General features: G+C 72.2%; 20 protein-coding genes. 14 read left to right on the top strand and 6 right to left on the bottom strand.

Annotated features, from left to right (window positions below; all coding sequences use genetic code 11):
• Positions 1-74: 74 nt before the first annotated feature.
• From ABZ354_RS07950 to ABZ354_RS07980, 7 genes are all read left to right on the top strand, one after another.
• A complete protein-coding gene (locus ABZ354_RS07950; RefSeq protein ID WP_358654109.1) occupies positions 75-1,169 on the top strand; it encodes a ubiquitin-like domain-containing protein in 1,095 nt (364 codons plus the stop codon).
• Between the two features lie 70 nt (positions 1,170-1,239).
• Positions 1,240-2,298: a 16S rRNA (adenine(1518)-N(6)/adenine(1519)-N(6))-dimethyltransferase RsmA gene (gene rsmA / locus ABZ354_RS07955; RefSeq protein WP_358654111.1), complete on the top strand. Its 1,059-nt coding sequence runs from the start codon at positions 1,240-1,242 to the stop codon at positions 2,296-2,298.
• The gene (locus ABZ354_RS07960) at positions 2,295-3,188 is read left to right on the top strand and encodes a 4-(cytidine 5'-diphospho)-2-C-methyl-D-erythritol kinase (RefSeq protein ID WP_358654113.1); all 894 of its coding nucleotides are present in this window, start codon (positions 2,295-2,297) and stop codon (positions 3,186-3,188) included. The genes rsmA and ABZ354_RS07960 overlap by 4 nt, the downstream gene beginning before the upstream one ends.
• 88 nt (positions 3,189-3,276) lie before the next feature.
• Positions 3,277-5,097: an ABC-F family ATP-binding cassette domain-containing protein gene (locus ABZ354_RS07965; protein WP_358654115.1), complete on the top strand. Its 1,821-nt coding sequence runs from the start codon at positions 3,277-3,279 to the stop codon at positions 5,095-5,097.
• A 240-nt stretch (positions 5,098-5,337) separates the two neighbouring features.
• Entirely contained in the window at positions 5,338-7,149 is a 1,812-nt protein-coding gene (locus ABZ354_RS07970) for a PQQ-binding-like beta-propeller repeat protein (protein ID WP_358654117.1), read from the top strand.
• Between the two features lie 58 nt (positions 7,150-7,207).
• Positions 7,208-9,091, top strand: a complete 1,884-nt coding sequence (locus tag ABZ354_RS07975) for a PQQ-binding-like beta-propeller repeat protein (protein WP_358654119.1) — start codon at positions 7,208-7,210, stop codon at positions 9,089-9,091.
• A gap of 225 nt (positions 9,092-9,316) precedes the next feature.
• Entirely contained in the window at positions 9,317-10,000 is a 684-nt protein-coding gene (locus ABZ354_RS07980) for a response regulator transcription factor (protein WP_358654121.1), read from the top strand.
• Positions 10,001-10,210: 210 nt separating this feature from the next.
• On the opposite strand, the gene ABZ354_RS07985 is transcribed toward ABZ354_RS07980, so the two are convergent.
• The gene (locus ABZ354_RS07985) at positions 10,211-10,594 is read right to left on the bottom strand and encodes a hypothetical protein (RefSeq protein WP_358654123.1); all 384 of its coding nucleotides are present in this window, start codon (positions 10,592-10,594) and stop codon (positions 10,211-10,213) included.
• A 21-nt stretch (positions 10,595-10,615) separates the two neighbouring features.
• A complete protein-coding gene (locus ABZ354_RS07990) occupies positions 10,616-12,295 on the bottom strand; it encodes a sodium:solute symporter family protein (RefSeq protein WP_358654125.1) in 1,680 nt (559 codons plus the stop codon).
• Between the two features lie 235 nt (positions 12,296-12,530).
• Between ABZ354_RS07990 and galT the strand changes: the two genes are divergently transcribed.
• From galT to galK, 3 genes are read left to right on the top strand one after another with little or no spacing between them, the layout of a single operon-like run.
• Positions 12,531-13,592, top strand: coding sequence for a galactose-1-phosphate uridylyltransferase (gene galT, locus ABZ354_RS07995; RefSeq protein ID WP_358654127.1), 1,062 nt, complete (start codon positions 12,531-12,533; stop codon positions 13,590-13,592).
• Complete coding sequence (gene galE, locus ABZ354_RS08000) at positions 13,589-14,551, top strand: UDP-glucose 4-epimerase GalE (protein WP_358654129.1); 963 nt, start codon at positions 13,589-13,591, stop codon at positions 14,549-14,551. The genes galT and galE overlap by 4 nt, the downstream gene beginning before the upstream one ends.
• Before the next feature lie 22 nt (positions 14,552-14,573).
• Entirely contained in the window at positions 14,574-15,746 is a 1,173-nt protein-coding gene (galK, locus tag ABZ354_RS08005; protein WP_358654131.1) for a galactokinase, read from the top strand.
• Between the two features lie 22 nt (positions 15,747-15,768).
• Here the strand turns inward: galK and ABZ354_RS08010 are convergent, their stop codons facing one another.
• Entirely contained in the window at positions 15,769-16,224 is a 456-nt protein-coding gene (locus tag ABZ354_RS08010; protein WP_358654133.1) for a GNAT family N-acetyltransferase, read from the bottom strand.
• 294 nt (positions 16,225-16,518) lie between these two features.
• Between ABZ354_RS08010 and ABZ354_RS08015 the strand changes: the two genes are divergently transcribed.
• Positions 16,519-17,286, top strand: a complete 768-nt coding sequence (locus tag ABZ354_RS08015; protein ID WP_358654135.1) for a response regulator transcription factor — start codon at positions 16,519-16,521, stop codon at positions 17,284-17,286.
• Here the strand turns inward: ABZ354_RS08015 and tamR are convergent.
• Positions 17,245-17,742 (bottom strand): MarR family transcriptional regulator TamR, encoded by a 498-nt coding sequence (gene tamR / locus ABZ354_RS08020; RefSeq protein WP_358654137.1) that lies wholly within the window; start codon positions 17,740-17,742, stop codon positions 17,245-17,247. The two genes, ABZ354_RS08015 and tamR, sit on opposite strands and share 42 nt — an antisense overlap.
• 121 nt (positions 17,743-17,863) lie before the next feature.
• Here tamR and ABZ354_RS08025 point away from each other — a divergent pair, with 121 nt between their 5' ends.
• Together ABZ354_RS08025 and ABZ354_RS08030 are read left to right on the top strand one after the other, a co-directional pair.
• Positions 17,864-18,676: a trans-aconitate 2-methyltransferase gene (locus ABZ354_RS08025; RefSeq protein ID WP_358654139.1), complete on the top strand. Its 813-nt coding sequence runs from the start codon at positions 17,864-17,866 to the stop codon at positions 18,674-18,676.
• Positions 18,676-19,041 carry a VOC family protein gene (locus ABZ354_RS08030; RefSeq protein ID WP_358654141.1) on the top strand — a complete coding sequence of 122 codons (366 nt, stop codon included), beginning with the start codon at positions 18,676-18,678 and terminating at the stop codon, positions 19,039-19,041. The genes ABZ354_RS08025 and ABZ354_RS08030 overlap by 1 nt, the downstream gene beginning before the upstream one ends.
• A 182-nt stretch (positions 19,042-19,223) precedes the next feature.
• Here ABZ354_RS08030 and ABZ354_RS08035 read toward each other — a convergent pair whose 3' ends face one another.
• Positions 19,224-19,901 (bottom strand): TetR/AcrR family transcriptional regulator, encoded by a 678-nt coding sequence (locus ABZ354_RS08035; protein ID WP_358654143.1) that lies wholly within the window; start codon positions 19,899-19,901, stop codon positions 19,224-19,226.
• Positions 19,898-20,905, bottom strand: coding sequence for a fatty acid desaturase (locus ABZ354_RS08040; RefSeq protein ID WP_358654145.1), 1,008 nt, complete (start codon positions 20,903-20,905; stop codon positions 19,898-19,900). Before ABZ354_RS08040 ends, ABZ354_RS08035 begins: the two co-directional genes overlap by 4 nt.
• Before the next feature lie 294 nt (positions 20,906-21,199).
• On the opposite strand from ABZ354_RS08040, the gene ppc reads away from it, so the two are divergent.
• A complete protein-coding gene (gene ppc / locus ABZ354_RS08045; protein ID WP_358654147.1) occupies positions 21,200-23,932 on the top strand; it encodes a phosphoenolpyruvate carboxylase in 2,733 nt (910 codons plus the stop codon).
• Positions 23,933-24,002: the final 70 nt, after the last annotated feature.

Consider the following 24,002-nt stretch of genomic DNA (forward strand, 5'->3'; position numbering starts at 1 on the left):
GGGCACAGCAGTACGGAACACAGCGGCACCGGAGGTCGGCGCGCGGCGCTCATCGACGGCGTGCGACGCCGCCCGTGGCGCATCCGCTGCGCCAGCTGCTGCCGCGGGCGCTGGTCGTCGCGTTCCTCGCGGGCGGCACCAACGCGTTCGTGGCCGAGGACAAGGCGGTCGAGCTGAGCGTCGACGGCCGGCCCCGCACGCTGCACACCTTCGCCGACGACGTCGGTGAACTCCTCGCGGAACAGGGCCTCGGGGTCGGCCCCCACGACGTGGTGGCGCCCGCGCCGGACGCCGGACTGGCGGACGGCGACGAGGTCGTCGTCCGCCACGGGCGCCCCGTACGGCTCACCCTCGACGGCGAGCGGCGCCAGGTGTGGACCACCGGGGCGACCGTGGCGGAGGCGCTGCGGCAGCTCGGGGTGCGGGCCGAGGGCGCCCACCTGTCCGTGCCGCGCTCCCGGCGCATCGGGCGTGCGGGGCTGGCGCTCGAGGTACGCACCGAGCGCACGGTGACGGTCCTGGCCGACGGCCGGGCGCGGACCATCCGCACGAACGCCGCGACCGTACGGGAGGTCGTCGAGGCCGCCGGGGTGTCGCTGCGCGGGCAGGACACGACGTCCGTGCCGCAGGAGAGCTTCCCGCGCGACGGGCAGACCGTCACCGTGCTGCGGATCGGGGCGGGCCGGGAGGTCCGCGAGGAAATGATCCCGTTCCGGGTGCGGCGGGTGGCGGACGCCTCACTGCCCAGCGGCACCGAGGTCGTCGAACGCCCCGGGCGGCCCGGAGTCCTGCGGGTCGGCTACGCCGTGCGGACCGTCAACGGCGTACGGCAGAGACCGCGCCGCACCGGGACCGAGGTGGTGCGCGAGCCCCGCACCCAGCTGGTGAGGGTCGGCACGAAGCCGCAGCCGCGGTCGGCCGGCGCGGCGGACGGCCTGGACTGGCCGGCCCTCGCGCAGTGCGAGTCGGGCGGCCGGGCCGACGCGGTGGACCCCTCCGGGACGTACGGCGGCCTCTACCAGTTCGACCGCCGGACCTGGCAGTCCCTCGGCGGCAGCGGCGACCCCCAGGACGCCCCCGCCGCGGAGCAGACGTACCGCGCGGAACTCCTCTACCGGCGCCAGGGCAGCAGCCCCTGGCCGCACTGCGGCGCCCGCCTGGACGGCTGAGCCCGGCCGGCGCGGACGCCGGCCCGACTCGTCGGTAAGGACGCGCGGCACCGACCCGTACCCTTGTCCCGTGACCAGCCCCACCCCCGACTCCACACCCGACGCTCTCCTCGGGCCCGCCGACGTGCGGGAACTCGCCGGTGCCCTCGGTGTGCGTCCCACCAAGCAGCGCGGCCAGAACTTCGTGATCGACGCGAACACCGTCCGCCGCATCGTCCGTACCGCCGGCGTCCGCCCCGACGACGTCGTCGTGGAGGTGGGCCCGGGGCTCGGCTCCCTCACCCTGGCGCTGCTGGAGGTCGCCGACCGCGTCACCGCCGTCGAGATCGACGACGTGCTCGCCGCCGCGCTGCCGGCCACCATCGAGGCCCGCATGCCGGCCCGCGCCGACCGCTTCACGCTGGTGCACCGCGACGCCATGCAGGTCACCGAGCTGCCCGGGCCCGCCCCGACCGCGCTCGTCGCGAACCTCCCCTACAACGTCGCCGTCCCGGTCCTGCTGCACATGCTGGAAACCTTCCCGGGCATCGAACGCACCCTGGTGATGGTCCAGGCCGAGGTCGCCGACCGTCTCGCCGCCGACCCCGGCTCGAAGGTGTACGGCGTGCCGTCCGTCAAGGCCAACTGGTACGCCGAGGTCAAGCGCGCCGGCGCCATCGGCCGCACCGTCTTCTGGCCCGCGCCCAACGTCGACAGCGGGCTGGTGTCCCTGGTCCGGCGGGCCGAACCGCTGAAGACGACCGCGTCCCGCAAGGAGGTCTTCGCGGTCGTGGACGCCGCGTTCGCGCAGCGCCGCAAGACCCTGCGCGCGGCCCTCGCCGGCTGGGCCGGATCGGCGCCCGCCGCGGAGGCGGCCCTCGTCGCCGCCGGTGTCTCCCCGCAGGCCCGCGGCGAGTCCCTCACCGTCGAGGAGTTCGCCCGCATCGCCGAGCACAGGGCCGCCGCGGCCGACCGGCACACCTCGACCGCCGGGCACGGGCCCGTCCAGCCCGGGACCCCCGGGCACGGGGCCGTGCAGCCCGGGGCCGCCGGGCACGGGGCCGTGCAGCCCGGGGCCGCCGGGCACGGGGCCGTGCAGCCGGGGGCCGCCGCAGCCGTTCAGCAGTCCGAGGAGTCCCGTCGCCCGTGAGCGTCACCGTCCGCGTCCCCGCCAAGGTCAACGTCCAGCTCGCGGTCGGCGCCGTCCGCCCCGACGGCTTCCACGACCTGGCCAACGTCTTCCTCGCGGTCGGCCTCCACGACGAGGTCACCGTCACCCCCGCCGACGGCCTCCGCGTCACCTGCGCCGGCCCCGACGCCGGCCAGGTCCCCCTGGACCGTACGAACCTGGCCGCCCGCGCCGCCGAGGCGCTCGCCGCCCGGTACGGCCGCAGCCCGGACGTGCACCTCCACATCGTCAAGGACATCCCCGTCGCCGGCGGCATGGCGGGCGGCAGCGCGGACGGCGCGGGCGCGCTGCTCGCCTGCGACGCGCTGTGGGGCACCGGCGCCACCCGCGAGGAACTCCTCGACATCTGCGCCGACCTCGGCAGCGACGTGCCGTTCAGCCTGGTCGGCGGCGCCGCCCTCGGCACCGGACGCGGCGAGCGGCTCCAGCCCCTGGACGTCGGCGGCACCTTCCACTGGGTGTTCGCGATGGCGGCCCGCGGCCTGTCCACCCCGGCCGTCTTCCGCGAGTTCGACCGGCTCACCGAGGGCAGCGGCATCCCCGCGCCCGTCGCCTCCCGCGACCTGCTCGACGCCCTCGCCAAGGGCGACCCGGACGCGCTCGCCGCAGCCGCCTCCAACGACCTCCAGCCCGCCGCGCTCACCCTCTTCCCCGAGCTCGCCGACACCCTCGCCGCGGGCCGCGCGGCCGGCGCGCTCACCGCGCTGGTCTCCGGCTCCGGCCCGACCACCGCGTTCCTCGCCCGGGACGCCGGCTCGGCGGAGCGGGTCGCGGACACGCTGCGCGCCTCCGGCACCTGCCGCACCGTCCGCACCGCGTCGGGCCCGGCCCCCGGGGCGACGGTGCTGTGACCCCCGGCCGCCCCGTCGGCGCCCGACGCCCCATCCGACCGGCGCACATTACGCTGGAAGGCTGACCGACCCCCTGCGCAGGAGAAAAATGGCCGTCAACCTGGTCAATGTCGAGAACGTCAGCAAGGTCTACGGCACCCGTGCCCTCCTCGACGGCATCTCGCTCGGCGTCTCGGAAGGGGACCGCATCGGCGTCGTCGGCCGCAACGGCGACGGCAAGACCACCCTGATCCGCATGCTGGCCAAGGTGGAGGAGGCCGACTCCGGACGCGTCACGCACTCCGGCGGGCTGCGCCTCGGCGTCCTCACCCAGCACGACTCCCTCGACCCCGGCGCCACCGTGCGGCACGAGGTCATCGGCGACATGGCCGACCACGAGTGGGCCGGCGACGCCAAGGTCAGGGACGTCCTCACCGGCCTGTTCGGCGGTCTCGACCTGCCCGGCTTCCCCAAGGGCCTCGACACCGTCATCGGACCGCTGTCCGGCGGTGAGCGGCGCCGCATCGCGCTCGCCAAACTCCTCATCGAGGAGCAGGACCTCGTCGTCCTGGACGAGCCGACGAACCATCTCGACGTCGAGGGCATCGCCTGGCTCGCCGAGCACCTGCGCAACCGCCGCTCCGCGCTCGTCGTCGTCACCCACGACCGCTGGTTCCTCGACCAGGTCTGCACCCGCATGTGGGACGTCCAGCGCGGCGTCGTCCACGAGTACGAGGGCGGCTACTCCGACTACGTCTTCGCCCGCGCCGAACGCGAGCGCATCGCCGCCACCGAGGAGGTCAAGCGGCAGAACCTGGTCCGCAAGGAGCTGGCCTGGCTCAGGCGCGGCGCCCCCGCCCGGACGTCCAAGCCGCGCTTCCGCGTCGAGGCCGCCAACGAACTGATCGCGGACGTCCCGCCGCCCCGGGACAGCAGTGAGCTGATGAAGTTCGCCTCCTCCCGGCTCGGCAAGACCGTGTTCGACCTGGAGGACGTCACCGTCCAGGCCGGCCCCAAGGTGCTGCTCGAGCACGTCACCTGGCAGCTCGGCCCCGGCGACCGCATCGGCCTGGTCGGCGTGAACGGCGCCGGCAAGACGTCCCTGCTGCGCGCCATGGCCGACGCGGCCCGCAGCCAGGGCGAGACCCAGCCCGCCGGCGGCAGCGTACGCGTCGGCAAGACCGTCAAGCTCGCCTACCTCTCCCAGGAGGTCACCGAACTCCCCCCGGCCACGCGGGTCCTGGAAGCCGTGCAGCAGGTCCGCGAACGCGTCGACCTCGGCAAGGGACGCGAGATGACCGCCGGGCAGCTGTGCGAGACGTTCGGCTTCGGCAAGGAGAAGCAGTGGACGCCCGTCGGCGACCTCTCCGGCGGTGAACGCCGCCGCCTGCAACTGCTGCGCCTGCTCATGGACGAGCCCAACGTCCTTTTCCTGGACGAGCCCACCAACGACCTCGACATCGAGACCCTGACCCAGCTCGAGGACGTCCTCGACGGCTGGCCCGGCTCGATGATCGTCATCTCCCACGACCGGTTCTTCGTGGAGCGCACCACCGACCGGGTGTTCGCGCTGCTCGGCGACTCCGCCCTCCGGATGCTGCCGCGCGGCATCGACGAGTACCTGGAGCGCCGCCGCCGCATGGAGGAGACGTCCGCCGCAGCGGCACCCGCCCCGGCCGCCGGGAAGGCCGACGCGGGTGGCGCTCCGGAGAAGAGCGCCGCCGGCCAGCGCGCCGCGAAGAAGGAACTCCAGAAGATCGAGCGGCAGCTGGACAAGGTCTCCGAGAAGGAGTCCCGTCTGCACGCGCAGATCGCCGAGAACGCGACGGATTTCGCCAGGGTGGCCGGCCTCGACGCCGAGCTGCGTGAACTGGCCGGGCAGCGCGAGGACCTGGAGATGCGCTGGCTCGAACTCGCCGAGGACGCGTAGCCACTTCGGGTGCGGAGGACGCGTAGCCGCCGGTGAAGGGCGCGTGAAGAGACGTAACAAGGGCATCACGGGCGGGTCCTCCCTTGGGAACAGGGCGGGATCCGGCCCCGTGGTATGTCCGTGCCGGTGATAGAAAGAGGCCGACTGCGCCCGATCGGCACCGGTCCGCATACGACTCTGAGCGGCGCTTCCTACCTCAGGGCGTGGCTAAAAATCAGTGAGTAGAGGGGGAACGAGCTGATGACTCAGCCGCCCAACCAACCGCCCCACGGCGGTTTCGGAGCACCGCAGGACCCGCCGCCGGAGGGAGGCTTCGGGGCCCCGGTCCCGCCGCCCCCGCCGGGCGTGCCCGGCACCCAGCCACCGCCCCCGCAGGGCGCCCCGGGGACTCCGCCGCCCCCGCCGGGCCCGCCGTCCGGCGCACCGCAGCCCGGCTACGGCTACCCGCAGCAGCCCGGTCCGCCCGGGTACGGCTATCCGCAGCAGCCCGGCGGGCCGGGACCGTACGCCCAGCCCGGCCCGTACAACTCCGGCCCCTACGGGCAGCCGCAGCAGCCGGGGCCGTACGGCTACCCTCAGCAGCCGCCGTACCCCGGTGCGCCCGGCACCCCGCCGCCCGGCGGCCGCAACCCGTTCAAGAACAAGACGGCCCTCGTCGTGGGTGCCGCGGTCGCGGCGCTCCTCGTCATCGGCGGCACGGTGTTCGCCGTGACGAGCGGCGACGACGGCAAGAAGGACAAGCCGGTCGCCGGCCCGAGCGACGACCCGAAGGCGTCCGCGTCCGACGCGCCGGTCAACCCCGGTGACGGCAGCGGCGACGGCGGCGAGGACCCGGAGAACCTCAACGAGGGCCGCCAGGCCGGTGAGGCGAAGGTCCTCTGGTACAAGGAGGCGCCCGACGCGCCCGGTTCCGGCGCCGACGCCGAGGGCATGTGGGTCACCGACAAGACCGCGGCCAAGGCGGCGTACAAGCAGCTCTTCGCGTACAACGTCGGCGACGGCAGGCCCACCTGGGACCCGGTCACCTTCCCGCAGAAGATCTGCGCGAGCACGCCGCAGAAGACGTCCGACAACAGGATCGTCGTGGCGTACATGAGCGGCAGCAGCGACCGCGCCAAGTGCAACCAGCTCCAGCAGATCGACCTCGACACCGGGGAGAAGGGCTGGCAGGGCGAGATCGCCGAGGGCGGCCTGTTCGACTCCACCCTCTCGCTGGGGCTGACCATCACGGGCGACACGCTGATGGCGGGCCGCTCCCAGTCGGGCACGGCGTACGACGTGAAGACCGGCAAGAAGCTGTGGGACAAGAAGAGGTACGGCGACGCCTGCTTCCCGACCGCGTTCGCGGGCGGCGAGAAGCTCGTCGCGGTGTCCTCCTGCGGCGCCAGCACCTCCAACGAGCACGACGAGGTGCAGGAGCTCGACCCGGGCACCGGCCGGGCCAAGTGGACGCAGAAGTTCGACAAGGGCTGGCGCGTCGCGCGCACGTACTCGGTGAACCCGCTGGTCGTGTACAGCACCAACGAGGACAAGAAGGCCTGGAACATCGCCACCATCGGCGACGACGGCAACTTCCGCTCGCAGGTGAAGGTCGACGAGGACTTCGCCCCCGAGTGCGGCTGGGCCATCCTCGAGCGCGACCTGCAGGGCTGCCAGGGCGTGGCCGCCGACGACGACTCGCTGTACCTGCCGACGAAGGCCACGACCGGCGCCAACGAGATCGTGGCGGTCAGCCTGGACACCGGCAAGGAGAAGTGGCGCGTCAAGTCCCCGGCGGAGGAATCGATGCTGCCGATGAAGGTGGAGAACGGCAAGCTCGTCGCCTACGTGCAGCCGTCGTACGACGCGGGCGGCCAGATCGTGTCGATCGCGACGTCCGGCAGTCACGAGCCGGCGAAGCTGCTGAAGAACCCGGCCGGCGCCTCCGACATCGAGAACGGCTTCTACTCCAAGGAGATCGACTGGGTCGACGGCCGTTTCTACATCTCGAGCGCCCGTCTGAACGGAGACGACGACGCCAAGGAGAAGCTGATGCTCGCCTACGGCAAGTGACCAGGCTTCCCCTCCCCCCTCCGTCCGCCGTTCGACCGTCCCCCGAGGTACTGACACCATGACCCAGCCGCCGCCCCCGCCGCCGAACCAGCCCCCGCAGGGGGGCGGCTTCGGCCCGCCGCCGCCTCCGCAGAACCCGCCGTCCGGCGGCCCGGACCTCAACAAGGCCCCCGAGCAGCCCGGTTACGGCTACCCCCAGGCACCGCAGCCCCCCCAGGCCCCGCAGACGCCGCCGCCCCCGCAGGCGGGCTACGGCTATCCGGGCACCCCGCCCGCCTCTCAGCAGCCCACGCAGGTCGGCACCCCGGCCTACGGCCAGCCGCCCACCCCGCCGTACGGCCAGCAGCCCGGCTACGGCCAGCCGCAGGGCGGATACGGGCAGCCGGCGGGCGGGTACGGCCAGCCGCCCACCCCGCCCTACGGCCAGCAGCCCGGCTACGGCTACCCGCAGCCCGGGACCATGCCGATGCAGCCGCAGCCGGGCGGCGGGCGGAAGATCAACGCGCAGCTCGCCATCATCGTGGCGGCCGTTGTCGCGATCGCCCTGATCATCGGCGGTGGCGTCTGGTACGCCTCCGGCAGTGACGACAAGAAGGACGACACCGCCACCTCCGGCGGTGCCGACGGCGGCACCGACCCGAAGGGCGGCGGGGGCGGGGGCGGCCCGTCCGGCGGCCGGGAGAAGGCGCCGTCCGACCCCAGCTCCAAGGTCCTCTTCCAGGTCCCGGCGCCCGAGGTGAAGGGCGACAGCAGCGTCGTCGTCGACGGCTCCTGGGTCACCGACACGGTGTACGCCAAGAGCGGCATCGCCGAGGTCGTCGGCTACGACCCCGCCAAGGGCACCAAGCTGTGGACGATCGAGCTGCCCGGCCCGGTGTGCCAGGCCAGCAAGCACGTCACCGAGGACAACAAGACGGCGATCACCTACCAGCCCGGCATGCCGACCAAGGCCAAGCCCTCCTACGGGTGCAGCCAGGTCGCGGCGATCGACCTGGAGGCCGGCAAGAAGCTCTGGACGAAGACGCTCAAGTCCGGTGACCAGGACGTCAACTTCGACAACGTCACGGTCAGCGGCAGCACGGTCGCCGTGGGCAGCACCAGCGGCGGCGGCGCCTTCGACATCCCCTCCGGCAAGCTGCTGTGGAGCCCGAAGCCGACCGACTCCTGCTACGACGCCGGGTACGGCGGCGGCGCGAAACTGGTCGCGCTGCGCAAGTGCGGCCCGTACGACCACCGCCAGCTGCACGTCCAGACCATCGACCCGAAGGCGTCCGGGAAGGTGCTCTCGGAGTACAAGATGGCAGCGGGTATCGAGTACGCCAGCATCGTCTCCACCGACCCGCTGGTCGTGGCCGCCGACGTCGGCGACACCGCGGGCGACGGCAGTGGCATTTCGGACATCTTCTCCATCGACAACAAGACCGGCAAGCTGCGCGCCCGCATCTCCGTGCCGGGCGACCAGTACGCCGCCGACTGCGACGGCATCAGCGAGATCGAGCACTGCCTGATGATCGCCGTCGGCAACGACCGGGTGTACCTCCCGACCGAGCAGCACGACGGCGACGGCGAACTCGGCCAGACCAACGAGATCGTCGCCTTCGACCTGGCCACCGGCAAGCAGACCGGCCAGCGCGCCGACGCGGGCGACGGCTACGAGATCACCCCGCTGCGCATGGACGGTTCCAGCCTGCTGGCGTACAAGCGCCCGCCCTACAACAAGGGCGGCCAGGTCGTCAGCATCGACGGCGGCACCTTCAAGCCGACGGTGCTGCTGGAGAACCCGGCGACGGAGTCGGTGCGCGGGGCGGAGACCAGCATGCTCCCGAGCTTCGCGGAACTGCTGTTCCACAAGGGCCGGTTCTACATGGCGGCGGTGTTCGCCAGCGAGCGCCGTCTCGCGGACGACAAGGAATACCTGATGATCGCGTTCGGCACGAACTGATCACCTGCCGGTCACCTCACCGTCGCGACCGCGGCCCCGCCCCCCTCGGGGGCGGGGCCGCGGTCGCGTGTCCGGGGCGGTGGTGGCCGGTAGGGAAGCACGTCGCGGGACTTGCGTGTAGCTTCCGGGGGCACTGACGCGTCCGCACCGGGGCATGCATGCACGGTGGGGGACGCCCACAGGGGGGTCCACGAGGACCCGTTGGGGGACTGGGGGGATTGCTCGATGGCAGTGCGGCTCATGGTGGTCGACGACCACCGGCTGCTCGCCGAGGCACTGGCCTCGGCGCTGAAGCTGCGCGGGCACCGGGTGGTCGGCGCTGCGGCGCCGACCACGGGCGCGGCGGAACTGGTGATCAGCCGGGCGCCGGAGGTGTGCCTGCTGGGGACGGCGTCGCCCGCCGAGCCCGGCATCTTCGACCCGGTGGCGCGGATCAAGCGGGAGCGTCCGCAGGTCGCGGTGGTGGTGCTGGGGCCGGTGCCCAGCCCGCGGGGCATCGCGGCGGCCTTCGCCGCGGGGGCGTCGGGGTACGTACGGCACGACGAGCGCATCGAGGGCGTCGAGCGGGCGATCATGAAGGCCCGGGCGGGGGAGGCGGCCGTCGCCCCGCAACTGCTGCAGTCGGCGTTCGCCGAACTGCTCAACCCGGCCGCCCAGCCGGACGACGAGGGCCGGCGCCTGCTGGAGATGCTCACGCCGAGGGAGGTCGAGGTCCTGCTCCGGGTCGCCGACGGCGAGGACACCCGCCGGATCGCGGCCGGCATGGGCATCGCCCCCTCCACGGCCCGCACCCATGTCCAGCGGGTCCTGATGAAGCTGGGCGTGGGGTCGAGACTGGAGGCGGCGGCGCTGGCGGCGCGGACGGGCCTGCTGGACCGGGCGGGGCCGCTGCGGGAAGCGGACGGCTGACCGCGTACGGGAGACGGACGGCTGACCGCGTACGGAGGAGCGGGCGGGGCGGGGCGGGCACAGACGCCCGGAGCCGCCCACCCGCAGCCGCCCACCCCGCCGGGGGCGGCGGATTGCGCCGGGCAGGCAGGCCCCCGCCGGGCGGCAGGCCCGCGTCCGGCCGGTCCCGGGTCTGGTCGGCCCGGGCCTCACCCGTCAGTGCCCGGCAGGTCAGTGCCCGGCAGGTCCGGGCCCCGCCGGTCCGGACTCGGCCGGTCCGGGGCCGGTCGGTCCCGTGCCCGTCGGGCCGTCCCCGTCCTCGGGTACGAGGCCGGGCGGCGGCGGGGCGGCAGGCCGCAGCTTCAGCCAGGCCAGGAAGAACAGGCCGAGCAGCAGCATCCCCAGCCCGGTCCACAGGTTGATGTTGACGCCCTCGGCCTTGTCGATGGCGGCGTCGGACGCCGTGATGCCCGCGATCGTCACGATCACGCCGTAGACGACGAACAGCCCGCCGATGATCCGCCGGATGTCGAACAGCCGGGCGGCCGTCGCCGACCTGGTCTCCAGCTCGGAGACCTCCCGCTGGACGTCCTTCTCGGAGTAGTGCTGGGACATGGTCTCTCCATCCTCCCGCGGTCAGAACGAGAACGGGATGTAACAGGCGGCCGCGAGGATCACCGCGCCCCAGCCCAGCAGGGCCGGTCTGCGGTACCAGGCGTCGTCCCCGGCGGCGGGCGGCTCGGCCATGCCGGGCGAGGTGGTGCCGTACACCAGCCCCTGGAGTTCGTCGGACGGTTTCGGCCGGGTGAACAGGGACACGGCCACCATGACGACCGCGCCCGCGACGAACCCGGCGATGGCGGAGACGAAGTTGGCGCCCTGGTCGGAGGGGATGCCGATGATGCCCTGCTTGTAGATCCAGAAGTAGTTCACCATCGCGGCGGTCGTACCGGCCACCAGGCCCCAGAAGCCGGACTTCACGGAGGCCCGCTTCCAGAACATGCCGATGACGAAGACGACGAACATCGGGACGTTGAAGAAGGAGAACAGCGTCTGGAGGTAGCTCATGATGTTCGAGAACGACGCCGCCAGGAACGCCGTGCCGATCGAGGCGAACACACCGATCGCGGTGATGAGCCGCCCGAACCGCACGTAGTAGCCGTCCTCGCGGTCCCTCACCACGTACTTGGCCCAGATGTCGTTGGTGAAGACGGTGTTGAAGGACGACACGTTCGCCGCCATGCCCGCCATGAACGCGGCCAGCAGACCGGTCACCGCGATGCCCAGCACCCCGTTGGGCAGCAGTTGCGCCATCAGGTAGGGGATGGCGTCGTTGTACTGGAGGCCGGAGTCGGGCGTGCCGATCTTCGGCACCGTGACGGCGGCGACCAGGCCCGGGATCATCACCAGGAAGACGATGAAGATCTTCGGGTAGGCGGCGATCAGCGGGGTGCGCTGGGCGGCGGAGAGGTTCTTCGCGGACAGCGCGCGCTGCACCTCGGCGAAGTTCGTCGTCCAGTAGCCGAAGGACAGGACGAAGCCGAGGCCGAGGACGATGGTCAGCCAGTTCGCGCCGAGCGGGTTGTCGCTGCCGATGCCGGTGCCGCCCCAGGCGGTCACGAAGTCACTGCCGCGCGAGGCCGACAGCGAGTCGCTCAGGCCGTCCCAGCCGCCGACGCTCTTCAGGCCGAGCACCGTGATCGGGATGAGCGCGGCGAGGATGACGAAGAACTGCAGGACCTCGTTGTAGATCGCCGAGGACAGGCCGCCCAGGGTGATGTACGCGAGGACGAAGAAGCCGGCGACGACGATGGCCACCCATTCGGGCCAGCCGAGCAGCGCCTCCACGACGATCGCGAGGGCGTACAGGTTGACGCCGGCGATCAGGATGGCCGCGAAGGCGAACAGGATCGAACTCAGCAGGTGCGCCGCCCTGTCGAAGCGCAGCAGCAGGAACTCGGGCACCGAGCGGACCTTGGAACCGTAGTAGAACGGCATCATCACCAGGCCCAGGAAGACCATGGCCGGGATGGCGCCGATCCAGTACCAGTGGGTGGTGTAGACGCCGTACTGCGCGCTGTTGGCGGCCATGCCGAGGATCTCGGTGGCGCCGAGGTTGGCCGCGATGAAGGCGAGGCCGGTGACCCAGGCGGGCAGGGACCGCCCCGAGAGGAAGAAGTCGAGGCTGGTCTTCACCGAGCGGCGGGCGGCGAAGCCGATGCCGAGCACGACGACGAAGTAGAGGCCGAGGATCGTGTAGTCGAGCCAGTTCGTGGGAAGCCGTAGCCCGGCTGCCAGGTGTGTGCGGGTTTGCATGGGTAACAGCTTCGTTGCGCGAACTGATTCGCAGGGGAACCCACGCCTCTGCGTTCAGCACTTGAACATGTCCGATGATGCTCTTTGTTTGTTTGTGATCTGCATACTTTCATGGTGAGTTGTGTTTTGGTATGTTGAGTTCTGTTGAAGCGTGTGAGCCCTCCCGGCCCCCGCAGTCCGCACTGATCCGCAGCAGTCCGCAGTAACCCGATGCGGCTCGAACGAGGAGTCCGGCGTGAAGAAGACCTCGACCCGGCTGGCCGACGGCCGCGAGCTCATCCACTACGACCTGCGGGACGACACCGTCCGCGACGCGGTCGACCGCCGCCCGCTGGAGCGGACCGTGACCTCGTCCGAGATCCGCCGCGACGTGCTGCTCGGCGACAGCGTCGCCGTCGCCTCACATCGCCAGGGCCGCACCTACCACCCGCCGGCCGACGAGTGCCCGCTGTGCCCCTCGCGGGGCGGCCGGCTGAGCGAGATCCCGGACGCGTCGTACGACGTCGTGGTCTTCGAGAACCGCTTCCCCTCCCTGGCCGGGGACTCCGGCCGCTGCGAGGTCGTCTGCTTCACCTCCGACCACCACGCCTCCTTCGCCGACCTGGACGAACCGCAGGCACGCCTCGTCCTCGACGCGTGGACGGACCGCACGGCGGAGCTGTCGCACGTGCCCGGCGTGGAGCAGGTCTTCTGCTTCGAGAACCGCGGCGCCGAGATCGGCGTGACGCTCGGGCACCCGCACGGGCAGATCTACGCCTACCCGTTCACCACGCCCCGCACCGCCCTGATGCTCCGTTCCCTCGCGGCCCACAAGGAGGCCACCGGCGGGGAGAACCTCTTCGACGCGGTGCTGGAGCGCGAACTGGCCGGTGAGCGGATCGTCCTCGAGGGCGAACACTGGGCGGCGTTCGTGCCGTACGCCGCGCACTGGCCGTACGAGGTGCACCTCTACCCGAAGCGCCGCGTGCCCGACCTGCTGGGGCTCGACGAGGAGGCACGCGCCGAGTTTCCCAGGATCTACCTGGAGCTGCTGAGGCGTTTCGACCGGATCTTCGGCGAGGGCGAGCCGCCGACGCCGTACATCGCGGCCTGGCACCAGGCACCGTTCGGCGCGCTGGAGGAGTTCGACGGCGTCACCCGCGACGACTTCGCGCTCCACCTCGAGCTTTTCACCATCCGCCGCACTTCCGGCAAGCTGAAGTTCCTCGCGGGTTCCGAGTCCGGCATGAACGTGTTCATCAACGACGTGCCGCCGGAGCGTGCGGCCGAGCGACTGCGAGAGGTAGCGAGTTCATGAGCGGGAAATACCTGGTGACGGGCGGCGCGGGTTACGTCGGCAGCGTGGTCGCGCAGCATCTGCTGGAGGCGGGCCACCAGGTCGTCGTCCTCGACAACCTCTCCACCGGCTTCCGCGAGGGCGTGCCCGCCGGGGCCACCCTCGTCGAGGGCGACATCCGCGACGCCGCCAAGTGGCTGGACGCCTCCTTCGACGGCGTGCTGCACTTCGCCGCGTTCTCGCAGGTCGGCGAGTCGGTCGTGAAGCCCGAGAAGTACTGGGCCAACAACGTCGGCGGCACCATGGCCCTGCTGGACGCCATGCGCGAGGCGGGCGTCCGCAGGCTCGTCTTCTCCTCCACGGCGGCGACGTACGGCGAACCCGAGCAGGTCCCCGTCGTCGAGACGGCCCCGACGAGGCCCACCAACCCCTACGGCGCGTCCAAGCTCGCCGTCGACCACATGATCAGCGGCGAGGCGGCGGCCCACGGCCTGGGCGCGGTGTCGCTGCGCTACTTCAACGTGGCGGGCGCCTACGGCGTGTGCGGCGAGCGGCACGACCCCGAGTCGCACCTCATTCCGCTGGTCCTCCAGGTCGCCCAGGGCCGCCGCGACACCGTCTCCGTCTTCGGCGACGACTACCCCACCCCGGACGGCACCTGCGTACGCGACTACATCCACGTCGCCGACCTGGCCGAGGCGCACCTGCTGGCGCTGGACGCCGCCGCGCCCGGCGAGCACCTGATCTGCAACCTCGGCAACGGCAACGGCTTCTCGGTACGGGAGGTCATCGACACGGTCCGGCGGGTCACCGGGCACGCGATCCCGGAAGTGGCCGCCCCGCGCAGGGCCGGCGATCCGGCGGTCCTGGTGGCGTCGGCCGGCGCGGCTCGCGAGAAGCTGGGCTGGAACCCGTCGCGCGCCGACCTCGCGGGGATCGTCGCGGACGCGTGGGAGTTCGCGCAGCGGCGCGACAACTGAGAAGCAGGGAGAGGGACAGGGCATGAGTGAGTCCAGCGAGGCCGTCGCCGGGACGGTCGCCGAGCGGTTCGAGGAGCTGTACGGGGCCGCACCGGACGGGGTGTGGGCGGCACCGGGCCGCGTCAACCTCATCGGCGAGCACACCGACTACAACGACGGCTTCGTCATGCCGTTCGCGCTGCCGCACACCGCGGTCGCCGCGGTCTCCCGCCGCACGGACGGCGTACTGCGCCTGCACTCGGCGGACGTGGAGGGCACGGTCGCCGAACTCCGCCTGAACGACCTGTCCCCCGAGTCGGACCGGGCGTGGACGGCGTACCCGGCGGGCGTGGTGTGGGCGCTGCGCGAGGCGGGCCACCCGGTCACGGGCGCCGACATCCATCTGGCCTCCACGGTCCCGGCGGGCGCGGGCCTGTCGTCGTCGGCGGCCCTGGAGGTCGTGATCGCGCTCGCGCTGAACGACCTGTTCTCCCTCGGCCTGCGCGGCTGGCAGCTGGCCCGCCTGTGCCAGCGCGCGGAGAACGTCTACGTCGGCGCCCCGGTCGGCATCATGGACCAGACAGCCTCCGCCTGCTGCGAGACGGGCCACGCCCTCTTCCTGGACACCCGCGACCTCTCCCAGCGCCGGATCCCCTTCGACCTGGCCGCCGAGGGCATGCGGCTGCTCGTGGTCGACACGCGGGTCAAGCACTCCCACAGCGAGGGCGAGTACGGCAAGCGCCGCGCCGGCTGCGAGAAGGGTGCCGCCCTGCTGGGCGTCGACGCCCTGCGCGACATCCCGTACGGCGAACTCGACGCGGCCCTCGACCGCCTCGGCGACGAGGAGGAGGTGCGCCGTCTGGTGCGGCACGTGGTCACGGAGGACGAGCGCGTGGAGCGGGTCGTCGCCCTGCTGGAGTCGGGCGAGACCCGCGCGATCGGCCCGGTGCTGGTCGAGGGCCACGCCTCGCTGCGTGACGACTTCCGCATTTCCTGCCCGGAACTGGACCTGGTCGTCGACACGGCTCTGGCCACCGGCGCGCTCGGCGCCCGGATGACGGGCGGCGGCTTCGGCGGCTCGGCGATCGTCCTGGCACAGGCGGCGGACGTGGAGGGCATCACCAAGGCGGTCGAGGAGGCCTTCGCGTCCGCGGGCTTCGCGGCACCCCGGGTCTTCGAGGCGGTCCCGGCGGCGGGCGCGCGCCGCCTCCGCTGACGGACACGCATACGGGCACGGCTCAGGCGAGCCGCTTGGTCAGCGTGTACTCCGTGATCCCCGGCGGGTAGCCGGGGATCACGCACACCACCTCGTAGCCGTGTCCGCGGTAGAAGTCCGGCGCCTGGAAGTCCCACGTCTCCACGCGCGCCGACCGGCACCCGCGGCCTTCGCGGGCCGTGCGCTCGGCCCGGGCGAGGAGCCCGGAGCCGAGCCCCGCGCCGCGGTGACGCTCGTCCACCCACAGGTACGACACGTGCAGCCAGGTCGCCCAGGTGTGGCCGACCAGCCCGCCCGCGAGAGCGCCCCCGTCGTCCAGGGCCCACACGTGCAGCGGCGACTCGCGTTCCCCCGGACTGCCGCGCAGGGCGCGCAGCACCGGCGACGCGGCCGTGTTCGCGTCCCGGAGCCGGACGCGCAGCAGATCACGCCGCGCCTTGTCGACTTCTGTCTCGAATCGAAACATGCGGCACACCATAGACGCGCCCCGGAGGCAGTTCCGCACAGAGCCTTCCGCACCCCGGCGCCGTCCGTACTCTGGTGCAGAGCGCGCCGGTGGGGGCGGCGCAGCTCAGGGGGCGAGACACCGGGTACGGCGCCCGAAGCGGGGTAGCGGTCTCTGCGCGGCGGCGGCCGTGCGGGGTGCGGCGATCCGGCTCGGGCAGTGGTCAACCGGACAGTTGGCTCATCGGCGCCGTATCCGTGACGGTGCCGTCCTCCGACAATGGTCACCCCAGCTCCGCGGGAGCCTGGGGAAGGGGGTTGGGGTTTCGTGGTCCGCATCCGAGTGCTGGTCGTCGACGACCATCGCATCTTCGCCGAGTCGCTCGCCGCGGCCCTGGCCGCCGAACCCGACGTGGACGTGTCCGCGGCGGGCAGCGGGCCCGCCGCGCTGCGCTGCCTGGAACGGGCGGCGGGCGAGGGACGCCGCCTCGACGTGCTGCTCATCGACGCCGACCTCGGCGGCACGGTGCCGGCCGCCCGGCCGGCCGTCGCGGTCCGCGCGGGCGACGAGGACGGCCTGGTCGACGGGATCTCCCTGGTCTGCGGGGTGCGCACCGCACACCCGAACGTCCGGACCGTGGTCCTCGCCGAGCGGGACGACCCGCGCCGTGCCGCCCTCGCCCTGCAGGCGGGGGCCTCCGGCTGGGTCGCCAAGGACTGCTCCCTGTCCCGTCTGCTCGCGGTCGTACGGGGCGTGCTGCGCGACGAGACGCATCTGCCGCCCGCCCTGCTCACCGGCGTCCTGCGCGAGCTGACGGCCGCCCGCAAACACCGCACCGAGAGTGAACGGCTGGTGGAGTCGCTGACCCCGCGCGAGCGGGAGGTGCTGCGCTGCATGGTCGCGGGCCTCGGCCGCAAGGCGGTCGCCGAGCGGCTGTACCTGTCCCCGCACACGGTCCGCACCCACATGCAGAACGTCCTGGGCAAGCTGGGCGTGCACTCCACGCTCGCCGCGGTCGCCCTCGCCCGCCGGGCGGGCGTCGGCCCGGCGGACCTAGCCGTGGATGTTGTCGAACGGGGCGGTCAGCTGGCGTAGCAGGCCGGCCAGCTCGCCGCGCTGGGCGCGGGACAGCTCCCCGAGGATCGCCCGCTCCTGCTCCAGCAGCCCGGCCAGTGCCTGGTCGGCGCGGTCGCGGCCCTCGTCGGTCAGCCGCACCAGCACACCGCGCCGGTCGCTGGGGTCGGGCAGCCGCTCCACCAGGCCCTTCTTGGCGAGGCGGTCGATCCGGTTCGTCATCGTGCCCGACGTGACCAGGGTCTGCGTCAGCAGTTGCCCCGGCGAGAGCTGGTACGGGGTGCCCGCGCGTCTGAGCGCCGTCAGGACGTCGAACTCCCAGGGCTCCAGGCTGTGCTCCGCGAAGGCCAGCCGGCGCGCGCGGTCCAGGTGCCGGGCCAGTCTGCTCACCCGGCTGAGTACCTCGAGCGGTTCCACGTCGAGGTCCGGGCGCTCCCGGCGCCACGCTGCGACCAGCCGATCGACCTCGTCCTCCATGACGATCAGTGTAGTGGTTGTGTCGATGTGAAGTCTCTTGATGTCAAGTATCTTGACGTCAAGTGGAATGGGGGTGAGGGTGGGTACCCGCCCACCACGGCAAACAGGAGGACCGCGACCCATGCCCACCGCCCCCACCTGGGACCCTGCCCAGTACCTGCGCCACGCCGGCCACCGCGCCCGCCCCTTCACGGACCTCCTCGCGCGCGTGGCGGACCTCCCCACGGAGCCGCCGCGCATCGCCGACCTCGGCTGCGGCCCCGGCAACGTCACCACCCTGCTCGCCGGCCGCTGGCCCACCGCCCAAGTCACCGGCTACGACAACTCGCCCGAGATGCTCGACCGGGCCCGCCGGTACGCCGGCCCCACACCCGGCGGCGGCAGCATCGCCTTCGCACCCGCCGACGTCCGCACCTGGACACCCGACGGGCCGTACGACCTGATCGTCAGCAACGCCACCCTCCAGTGGATCCCGGGCCACAGCGACCTCTTCGCGCACTGGATCACCGCCCTGGCCCCCGGCGGCACCCTCGCCTTCCAGCTCCCCGGCAACTTCGACGCCCCCAGCCACCGCCTGATGCGCGGCCTCGCCGACTCCCCGCACCGGCGCGACCGCCTCGCCGGAGTCCTGCGCCACGACGACGCCGTCCTCGCGCCCGAGGCCTACCTCGCCCGCCTCACCGCCCTCGGCTGCACCGCCGACGTGTGGGAGACGACGTACGTCCACCTCCTCCAGGGCGAGGACCCCGTCCTCGACTGGGTGAGCGGCACGGGCCTGCGGCCGGTCCTGGACGCCCTGGCCGCCCACCCCGAGGAACGGGACGCCTTCATCGGCGAATACCGCGACGCCCTGCGCGAGGCCTACCCGCCGGGCCCGTACGGCACCCCGTTCCCGTTCCGCAGGGTGTTCGCGGTGGCCCGCAAGGAGAGCTGATGATCAGCACCGTCGACCACGTTCAGCTCGCCGCGCCGCCCGGCTCGGAAGAGCGGCTGCGCACCTTCTACGTCGATGTCCTCGGCATGACCGAGATCCCCAAGCCCGCCGCGCTCGCCGCCCGGGGCGGCTGCTGGTTCGGGGCCGGGATCGCGCGGCTCCACCTGGGCATCGAGACGGAGGGCTTCCGGCCCGTGAAGAAGGCCCACCCGGGGCTGCGGGTCACCGGGATCGAGGCGTACGCCGCCCGGCTGCGGACCCGCGGGGCACCGGTGACCTGGGACGACGAACTCCCCGGTCACCGGCGCTTCTACTCCGAGGACCCCGTCGGCAACCGGCTGGAGTTCCTGGAGCCGGACAACTGAAGCCCGCCTACGGCGCGGGGGAGAGAGCCGAGCGGCGTGACCACCTGCCCCGCCCGGTCGGGACAGAGACCGCGTGCCGCCGGCCGACCGGAGCGACCCGTGCGTCCAGTCGCCCGGCCGCCTCGACGACACCGGGCGCCACGCACGGAGGTCCGCAGGGGGGCACCCCGCGGACCTCCGCGTCAGTTCTTCCGATGCCCTATCAACCGGGGCTTCGGCTCCAGCCCGTCCAGGCCGTGCCAGGCCAGGTTCACCAGGTGGGCCGCCACCTCGGCCTTCTTCGGCTTGCGGACGTCCAGCCACCACTGGCCCGTCAGCGCGACCATCCCCACCAGCGCCTGCGCGTACAGCGGGGCCAGCTTCGAGTCGAAGCCGCGGTTCTTGAACTCGCGGCCCAGGATGTCCTCCACCTGGGTGGCGATGTCCGAGATGAGGGACGCGAAGGAACCCGTGGACTGGGGGATGGGGGAGTCACGGACCAGGATGCGGAACCCGTCCGTGTACTCCTCGATGTAGTCCAGCAGGGCGAACGCGGCCTGCTCGCACAGCTCACGCGGATGGCCGGCCGTGAGGGAACTGGTCACCATGTCCAGCAGGCGACGCATCTCACGGTCCACCACGACCGCGTACAGGCCCTCCTTGCCGCCGAAGTGCTCGTACACCACCGGCTTGGACACCCCGGCCTTCGCCGCGATCTCCTCCACCGACGTGCCCTCGAAGCCCTTCGTGGCGAAGAGGGTCCGTCCGATCTCCAGCAGCTGCTGACGCCGCTCGGCCCCGGTCATCCGGGTGCGACGGGCCCGCCGCGGTTTGTCGTTGCTGGTATTGCTGCTGGAATCGGTGGCCACGGCATCAATCATGCCGCTTCGGCGGTCGCCTTCCCCCTGCGGGAGCCGCCTTCCCCGTCGGTGCGGCGCGCATCGATACGTGAGGGGGACGGCCACCTCACGTCGTACGCCCAGCCCGCCTTCTCGAACCAGTGGATCAGCCGCGCCGAGGAGTCCAGCTGGCCCCGCTCCACCCCGTGCCGGGCGGACGTCGGGTCGGCGTGGTGCAGGTTGTGCCAGGACTCCCCGCACGACAGGATCGCCAGCCACCACACGTTGCCCGAGCGGTCACGCGACTTGAACGGGCGCTTGCCCACCGCGTGACAGATCGAGTTGATCGACCACGTCACATGGTGCAGCAGGGCCACCCGGACCAGCGAACCCCAGAAGAACGCCGTGAACGCGCCCCACCACGACCACGTCACCAGGCCGCCGATCACCGGCGGCAGCGCCAGCGACACGATCGTCCACAGCACGAACTGCCGCGAGATCGCCCGCATCGCCGGGTCCTTCACCAGGTCCGGCGCGTACTTCTCCTGCGGCGTCTGCTCCTCGTCGAACAGCCAGCCGATGTGCGCCCACCACAGGCCCTTCATCAGGGCCGGAACCGTCTCGCCGAACCGCCACGGCGAGTGCGGGTCGCCCTCCGCGTCGGAGAACTTGTGGTGCTTGCGGTGATCCGCCACCCAGCGGACCAGCGGCCCCTCGACGGCCATCGACCCGGCGATCGCCAGCGCGATCTTCAACGGCCGCTTCGCCTTGAAGGAACCGTGCGTGAAGTGCCGGTGGAAGCCGATCGTGATGCCGTGGCAGCCCAGGAAGTAGAAGAACACCATCAGGCCGAGGTCCAGCCAGCTCACCCCCCATCCCCAGGCCAGCGGCACCGTCGCGAGCAGAGCCAGGAAGGGCACGATGATGAAGAGGAGCAGCGCCAGCTGCTCCACGGAGCGCTTGCGCTCACCGCCCAGCGTCGCGGACGGCAGCTCGTTGTCGGGCGCCTCGGGCGCGTCTGGGATCACATCGGAACTCGTGGTCATGGGCGTCCCTGTGGGGTAGAGGGAGAAAAGGGATGGTGGCGCCGGGCGGCGGAACCGTGCGGAACTTCCTACGGTTCCGTAACCTACGGCGTCGTAAGTATGGCAGCGTGTCGCCCGGCGGCAAGAGCCCGTCGGCCGGCGCGCCCGGCCGGCGACCTATCCTTGGATTCGGTCGGACAGCGCGGTCCGCTCTGAACTTTTCCCGGAAGCCCGGCCCGTAAGCGGCTCCCGCCGCGCGGAAACGCCCACCGGGTTCCCTCCAGACGAGCTTCAACACTGCAAGGAGCCGCACCTGTGAGCAGTGCCGACGACCAGACCACGACGACGAGCAGCGAGCTGCGTGCCGACATCCGCCGACTGGGCGACCTCCTCGGCGAGACCCTCGTACGGCAGGAAGGCCCCGAGCTGCTCGACCTGGTCGAGAAGGTCCGCCGCCTCACCCGAGAGGACGGCGAAGCCGCCGCGGAGCTGCTGCGCGGCACCGAACTGGAGACCGCGGCCAAGCTGGTCCGCGCCTTCTCCACCTACTTCCACCTCGCCAACGTCACCGAGCAGGTCCACCGGGGCAAGGAACTGCGCGCCAGGCGCGCCGCCGAAGGCGGCCTGCTCTCCCGCACCGCCGACCGCCTCAAGGACGCCGACCCCGAACACCTGCGCGAGACCGTCAAGAACCTCAACGTCCGCCCCGTGTTCACGGCCCACCCCACCGAGGCCGCCCGCCGCTCCGTCCTCAACAAGCTCCGCCGCGTCGCCGCCCTCCTCGAAACCCCCGTCATCGAGGCAGACCGGCGCCGCCACGACACCCGCCTGGCCGAGAACATCGACCTCGTCTGGCAGACCGACGAACTCCGCGTCGTCCGCCCCGAACCCGCCGACGAGGCCCGCAACGCCATCTACTACCTCGACGAACTCCACGCCGGAGCCGTCGGCGACGTCCTCGAAGACCTCACCGCCGAACTCGAACGCGTCGGCGTCACCCTCCCCGACGACACCCGCCCCCTCACCTTCGGCACCTGGATCGGCGGCGACCGCGACGGCAACCCCAACGTCACCCCCCAAGTCACCTGGGACGTCCTGATCCTCCAGCACGAACACGGCATCAACGACGCCCTCGACACCATCGACGAGCTGCGCGGCTTCCTCTCCAACTCCATCCGCTACGCCGGCGCCACCGAGGAACTCCTCCTCTCCCTCCAGGACGACCTCGACCGCCTCCCCGAGATCAGCCCCCGCTACAAGCGGCTCAACGCCGAAGAGCCCTACCGGCTCAAGGCCACCTGCATCCGCCAGAAGCTCGAGAACACCAAGCAGCGCCTCGCCAAGGGCACCCCCCACCACACCGGCCGCGACTACCTCGGCACCGCCGAACTCCTCGCCGACCTGCGCATCGTCCAGACCTCCCTGCGCGCACACCGCGGCAGCCTCTTCGCCGACGGCCGCCTCGCCCGCACCATCCGCACCCTCGCCGCCTTCGGCCTCCAGCTCGCCACCATGGACGTACGCGAACACGCCGACGCCCACCACCACGCCCTCGGCCAGCTCTTCGACCGGCTCGGCGAGGAATCCTGGCGCTACGCCGACATGCCCCGCGAATACCGCGCCAAGCTCCTCGCCAAGGAACTGCGCTCCCGCAGGCCCCTCGCGCCCACCCCGGCACCCGTCGACGCCGCGGGCGAGAAGACCCTCGGCGTCTTCCAGACCGTCAAGCGCGCCCTCGAAGTCTTCGGACCCGAAGTCATCGAGTCCTACATCATCTCCATGTGCCAGGGCGCCGACGACGTCTTCGCCGCCGCCGTCCTCGCCCGCGAAGCCGGCCTCGTCGACCTCCACGCCGGCTGGGCCAGAATCGGCATCGTGCCCCTCCTGGAAACCACCGACGAGCTCAGGGCCGCCGACACCATCCTCGAGGACATGCTCTCCGACCCGTCCTACCGGCGCCTCGTCGCGCTGCGCGGCGACGTCCAGGAAGTCATGCTCGGCTACAGCGACTCCTCCAAGTTCGGCGGCATCACCACCAGCCAGTGGGAGATCCACCGCGCCCAGCGCCGCCTGCGCGACGTCGCCCACCGCTACGGCGTACGCCTGCGCCTCTTCCACGGCCGCGGCGGCACCGTCGGCCGCGGCGGCGGCCCCTCCCACGACGCCATCCTCGCCCAGCCCTGGGGCACCCTCGAAGGCGAGATCAAGGTCACCGAACAGGGCGAGGTCATCTCCGACAAGTACCTCGTCCCCTCCCTGGCCAGGGAAAACCTCGAACTCACCGTCGCCGCCACCCTGCAGGCCTCCGCCCTGCACACCGCACCCCGCCAGTCCAGCGACGCCCTCGCCCGCTGGGACGCCGCCATGGACGTCGTCTCCGACGCCGCCCACGCCGCCTACCGCCGCCTCGTCGAGGACCCCGACCTCCCCGCGTACTTCTTCGCCTCCACCCCCGTCGACCAGCTCGCCGACCTCCACCTCGGCTCCCGCCCTTCCCGGCGGCCCGACTCCGGCGCCGGACTCGACGGCCTGCGCGCCATCCCCTGGGTCTTCGGCTGGACCCAGTCCCGGCAGATCGTCCCCGGCTGGTTCGGCGTCGGCTCAGGCCTCAGGGCCCTGCGCGAAGCCGGCCTCGACACCGTGCTCGACGAGATGCACGAACAGTGGCACTTCTTCCGCAACTTCATCTCCAACGTCGAGATGACCCTCGCCAAGACCGACCTGCGCATCGCCCAGCACTACGTCGACACCCTCGTCCCGGACAACCTCCGGCACGTCTTCGACACCATCAGGACCGAACACGCACGCACCGTCCAGGAAGTCCTCCGCATCACCGGCGAACCGGAACTCCTCGACGCCGCCCCCGTCCTCAAGCAGACCTTCACCATCCGCGACGCCTACCTCGACCCCATCTCCTACCTCCAGGTCGCCCTCCTCAAGCGCCAGCGCGACGCCGCAGCCGCCGGCGAACAGCCCGACCCGCTCCTCGCCCGCGCCCTGCTCCTCACCGTCAACGGCGTCGCCGCCGGCCTGCGCAACACCGGCTGACCCGTCCCCGCCCACCACACAACGGTGCCCCCGAACCTCCAACGAGGCTCGGGGGCACCGCCGTACGACC

The organism is Streptomyces sp. NPDC005925 (genome assembly GCF_040638805.1).
Taxonomy (GTDB): domain Bacteria; phylum Actinomycetota; class Actinomycetes; order Streptomycetales; family Streptomycetaceae; genus Streptomyces.

Excerpts from the sequence above, each read along its gene's own strand:
- ABZ354_RS07975 (WP_358654119.1), top strand. The coding sequence starts at position 7,208 with ATGACCCAGCCGCCGCCCCCGCCGCCGAACCAGCCCCCGCAGGGGGGC.
- ABZ354_RS08035 (WP_358654143.1), bottom strand. The coding sequence starts at position 19,901 with ATGATTGATGCCGTGGCCACCGATTCCAGCAGCAATACCAGCAACGAC.
- ABZ354_RS08030 (WP_358654141.1), top strand. The coding sequence starts at position 18,676 with ATGATCAGCACCGTCGACCACGTTCAGCTCGCCGCGCCGCCCGGCTCG.
- ABZ354_RS08010 (WP_358654133.1), bottom strand. The coding sequence starts at position 16,224 with ATGGTGTGCCGCATGTTTCGATTCGAGACAGAAGTCGACAAGGCGCGG.
- galE (WP_358654129.1), top strand. The coding sequence starts at position 13,589 with ATGAGCGGGAAATACCTGGTGACGGGCGGCGCGGGTTACGTCGGCAGC.
- ABZ354_RS07985 (WP_358654123.1), bottom strand. The coding sequence starts at position 10,594 with ATGTCCCAGCACTACTCCGAGAAGGACGTCCAGCGGGAGGTCTCCGAG.
- ABZ354_RS07980 (WP_358654121.1), top strand. The coding sequence starts at position 9,317 with ATGGCAGTGCGGCTCATGGTGGTCGACGACCACCGGCTGCTCGCCGAG.
- ABZ354_RS07965 (WP_358654115.1), top strand. The coding sequence starts at position 3,277 with ATGGCCGTCAACCTGGTCAATGTCGAGAACGTCAGCAAGGTCTACGGC.
- galK (WP_358654131.1), top strand. The coding sequence starts at position 14,574 with ATGAGTGAGTCCAGCGAGGCCGTCGCCGGGACGGTCGCCGAGCGGTTC.
- ABZ354_RS07970 (WP_358654117.1), top strand. The coding sequence starts at position 5,338 with ATGACTCAGCCGCCCAACCAACCGCCCCACGGCGGTTTCGGAGCACCG.
- ABZ354_RS08025 (WP_358654139.1), top strand. The coding sequence starts at position 17,864 with ATGCCCACCGCCCCCACCTGGGACCCTGCCCAGTACCTGCGCCACGCC.
- ABZ354_RS08040 (WP_358654145.1), bottom strand. The coding sequence starts at position 20,905 with ATGACCACGAGTTCCGATGTGATCCCAGACGCGCCCGAGGCGCCCGAC.
- tamR (WP_358654137.1), bottom strand. The coding sequence starts at position 17,742 with ATGGAGGACGAGGTCGATCGGCTGGTCGCAGCGTGGCGCCGGGAGCGC.
- ABZ354_RS07990 (WP_358654125.1), bottom strand. The coding sequence starts at position 12,295 with ATGCAAACCCGCACACACCTGGCAGCCGGGCTACGGCTTCCCACGAAC.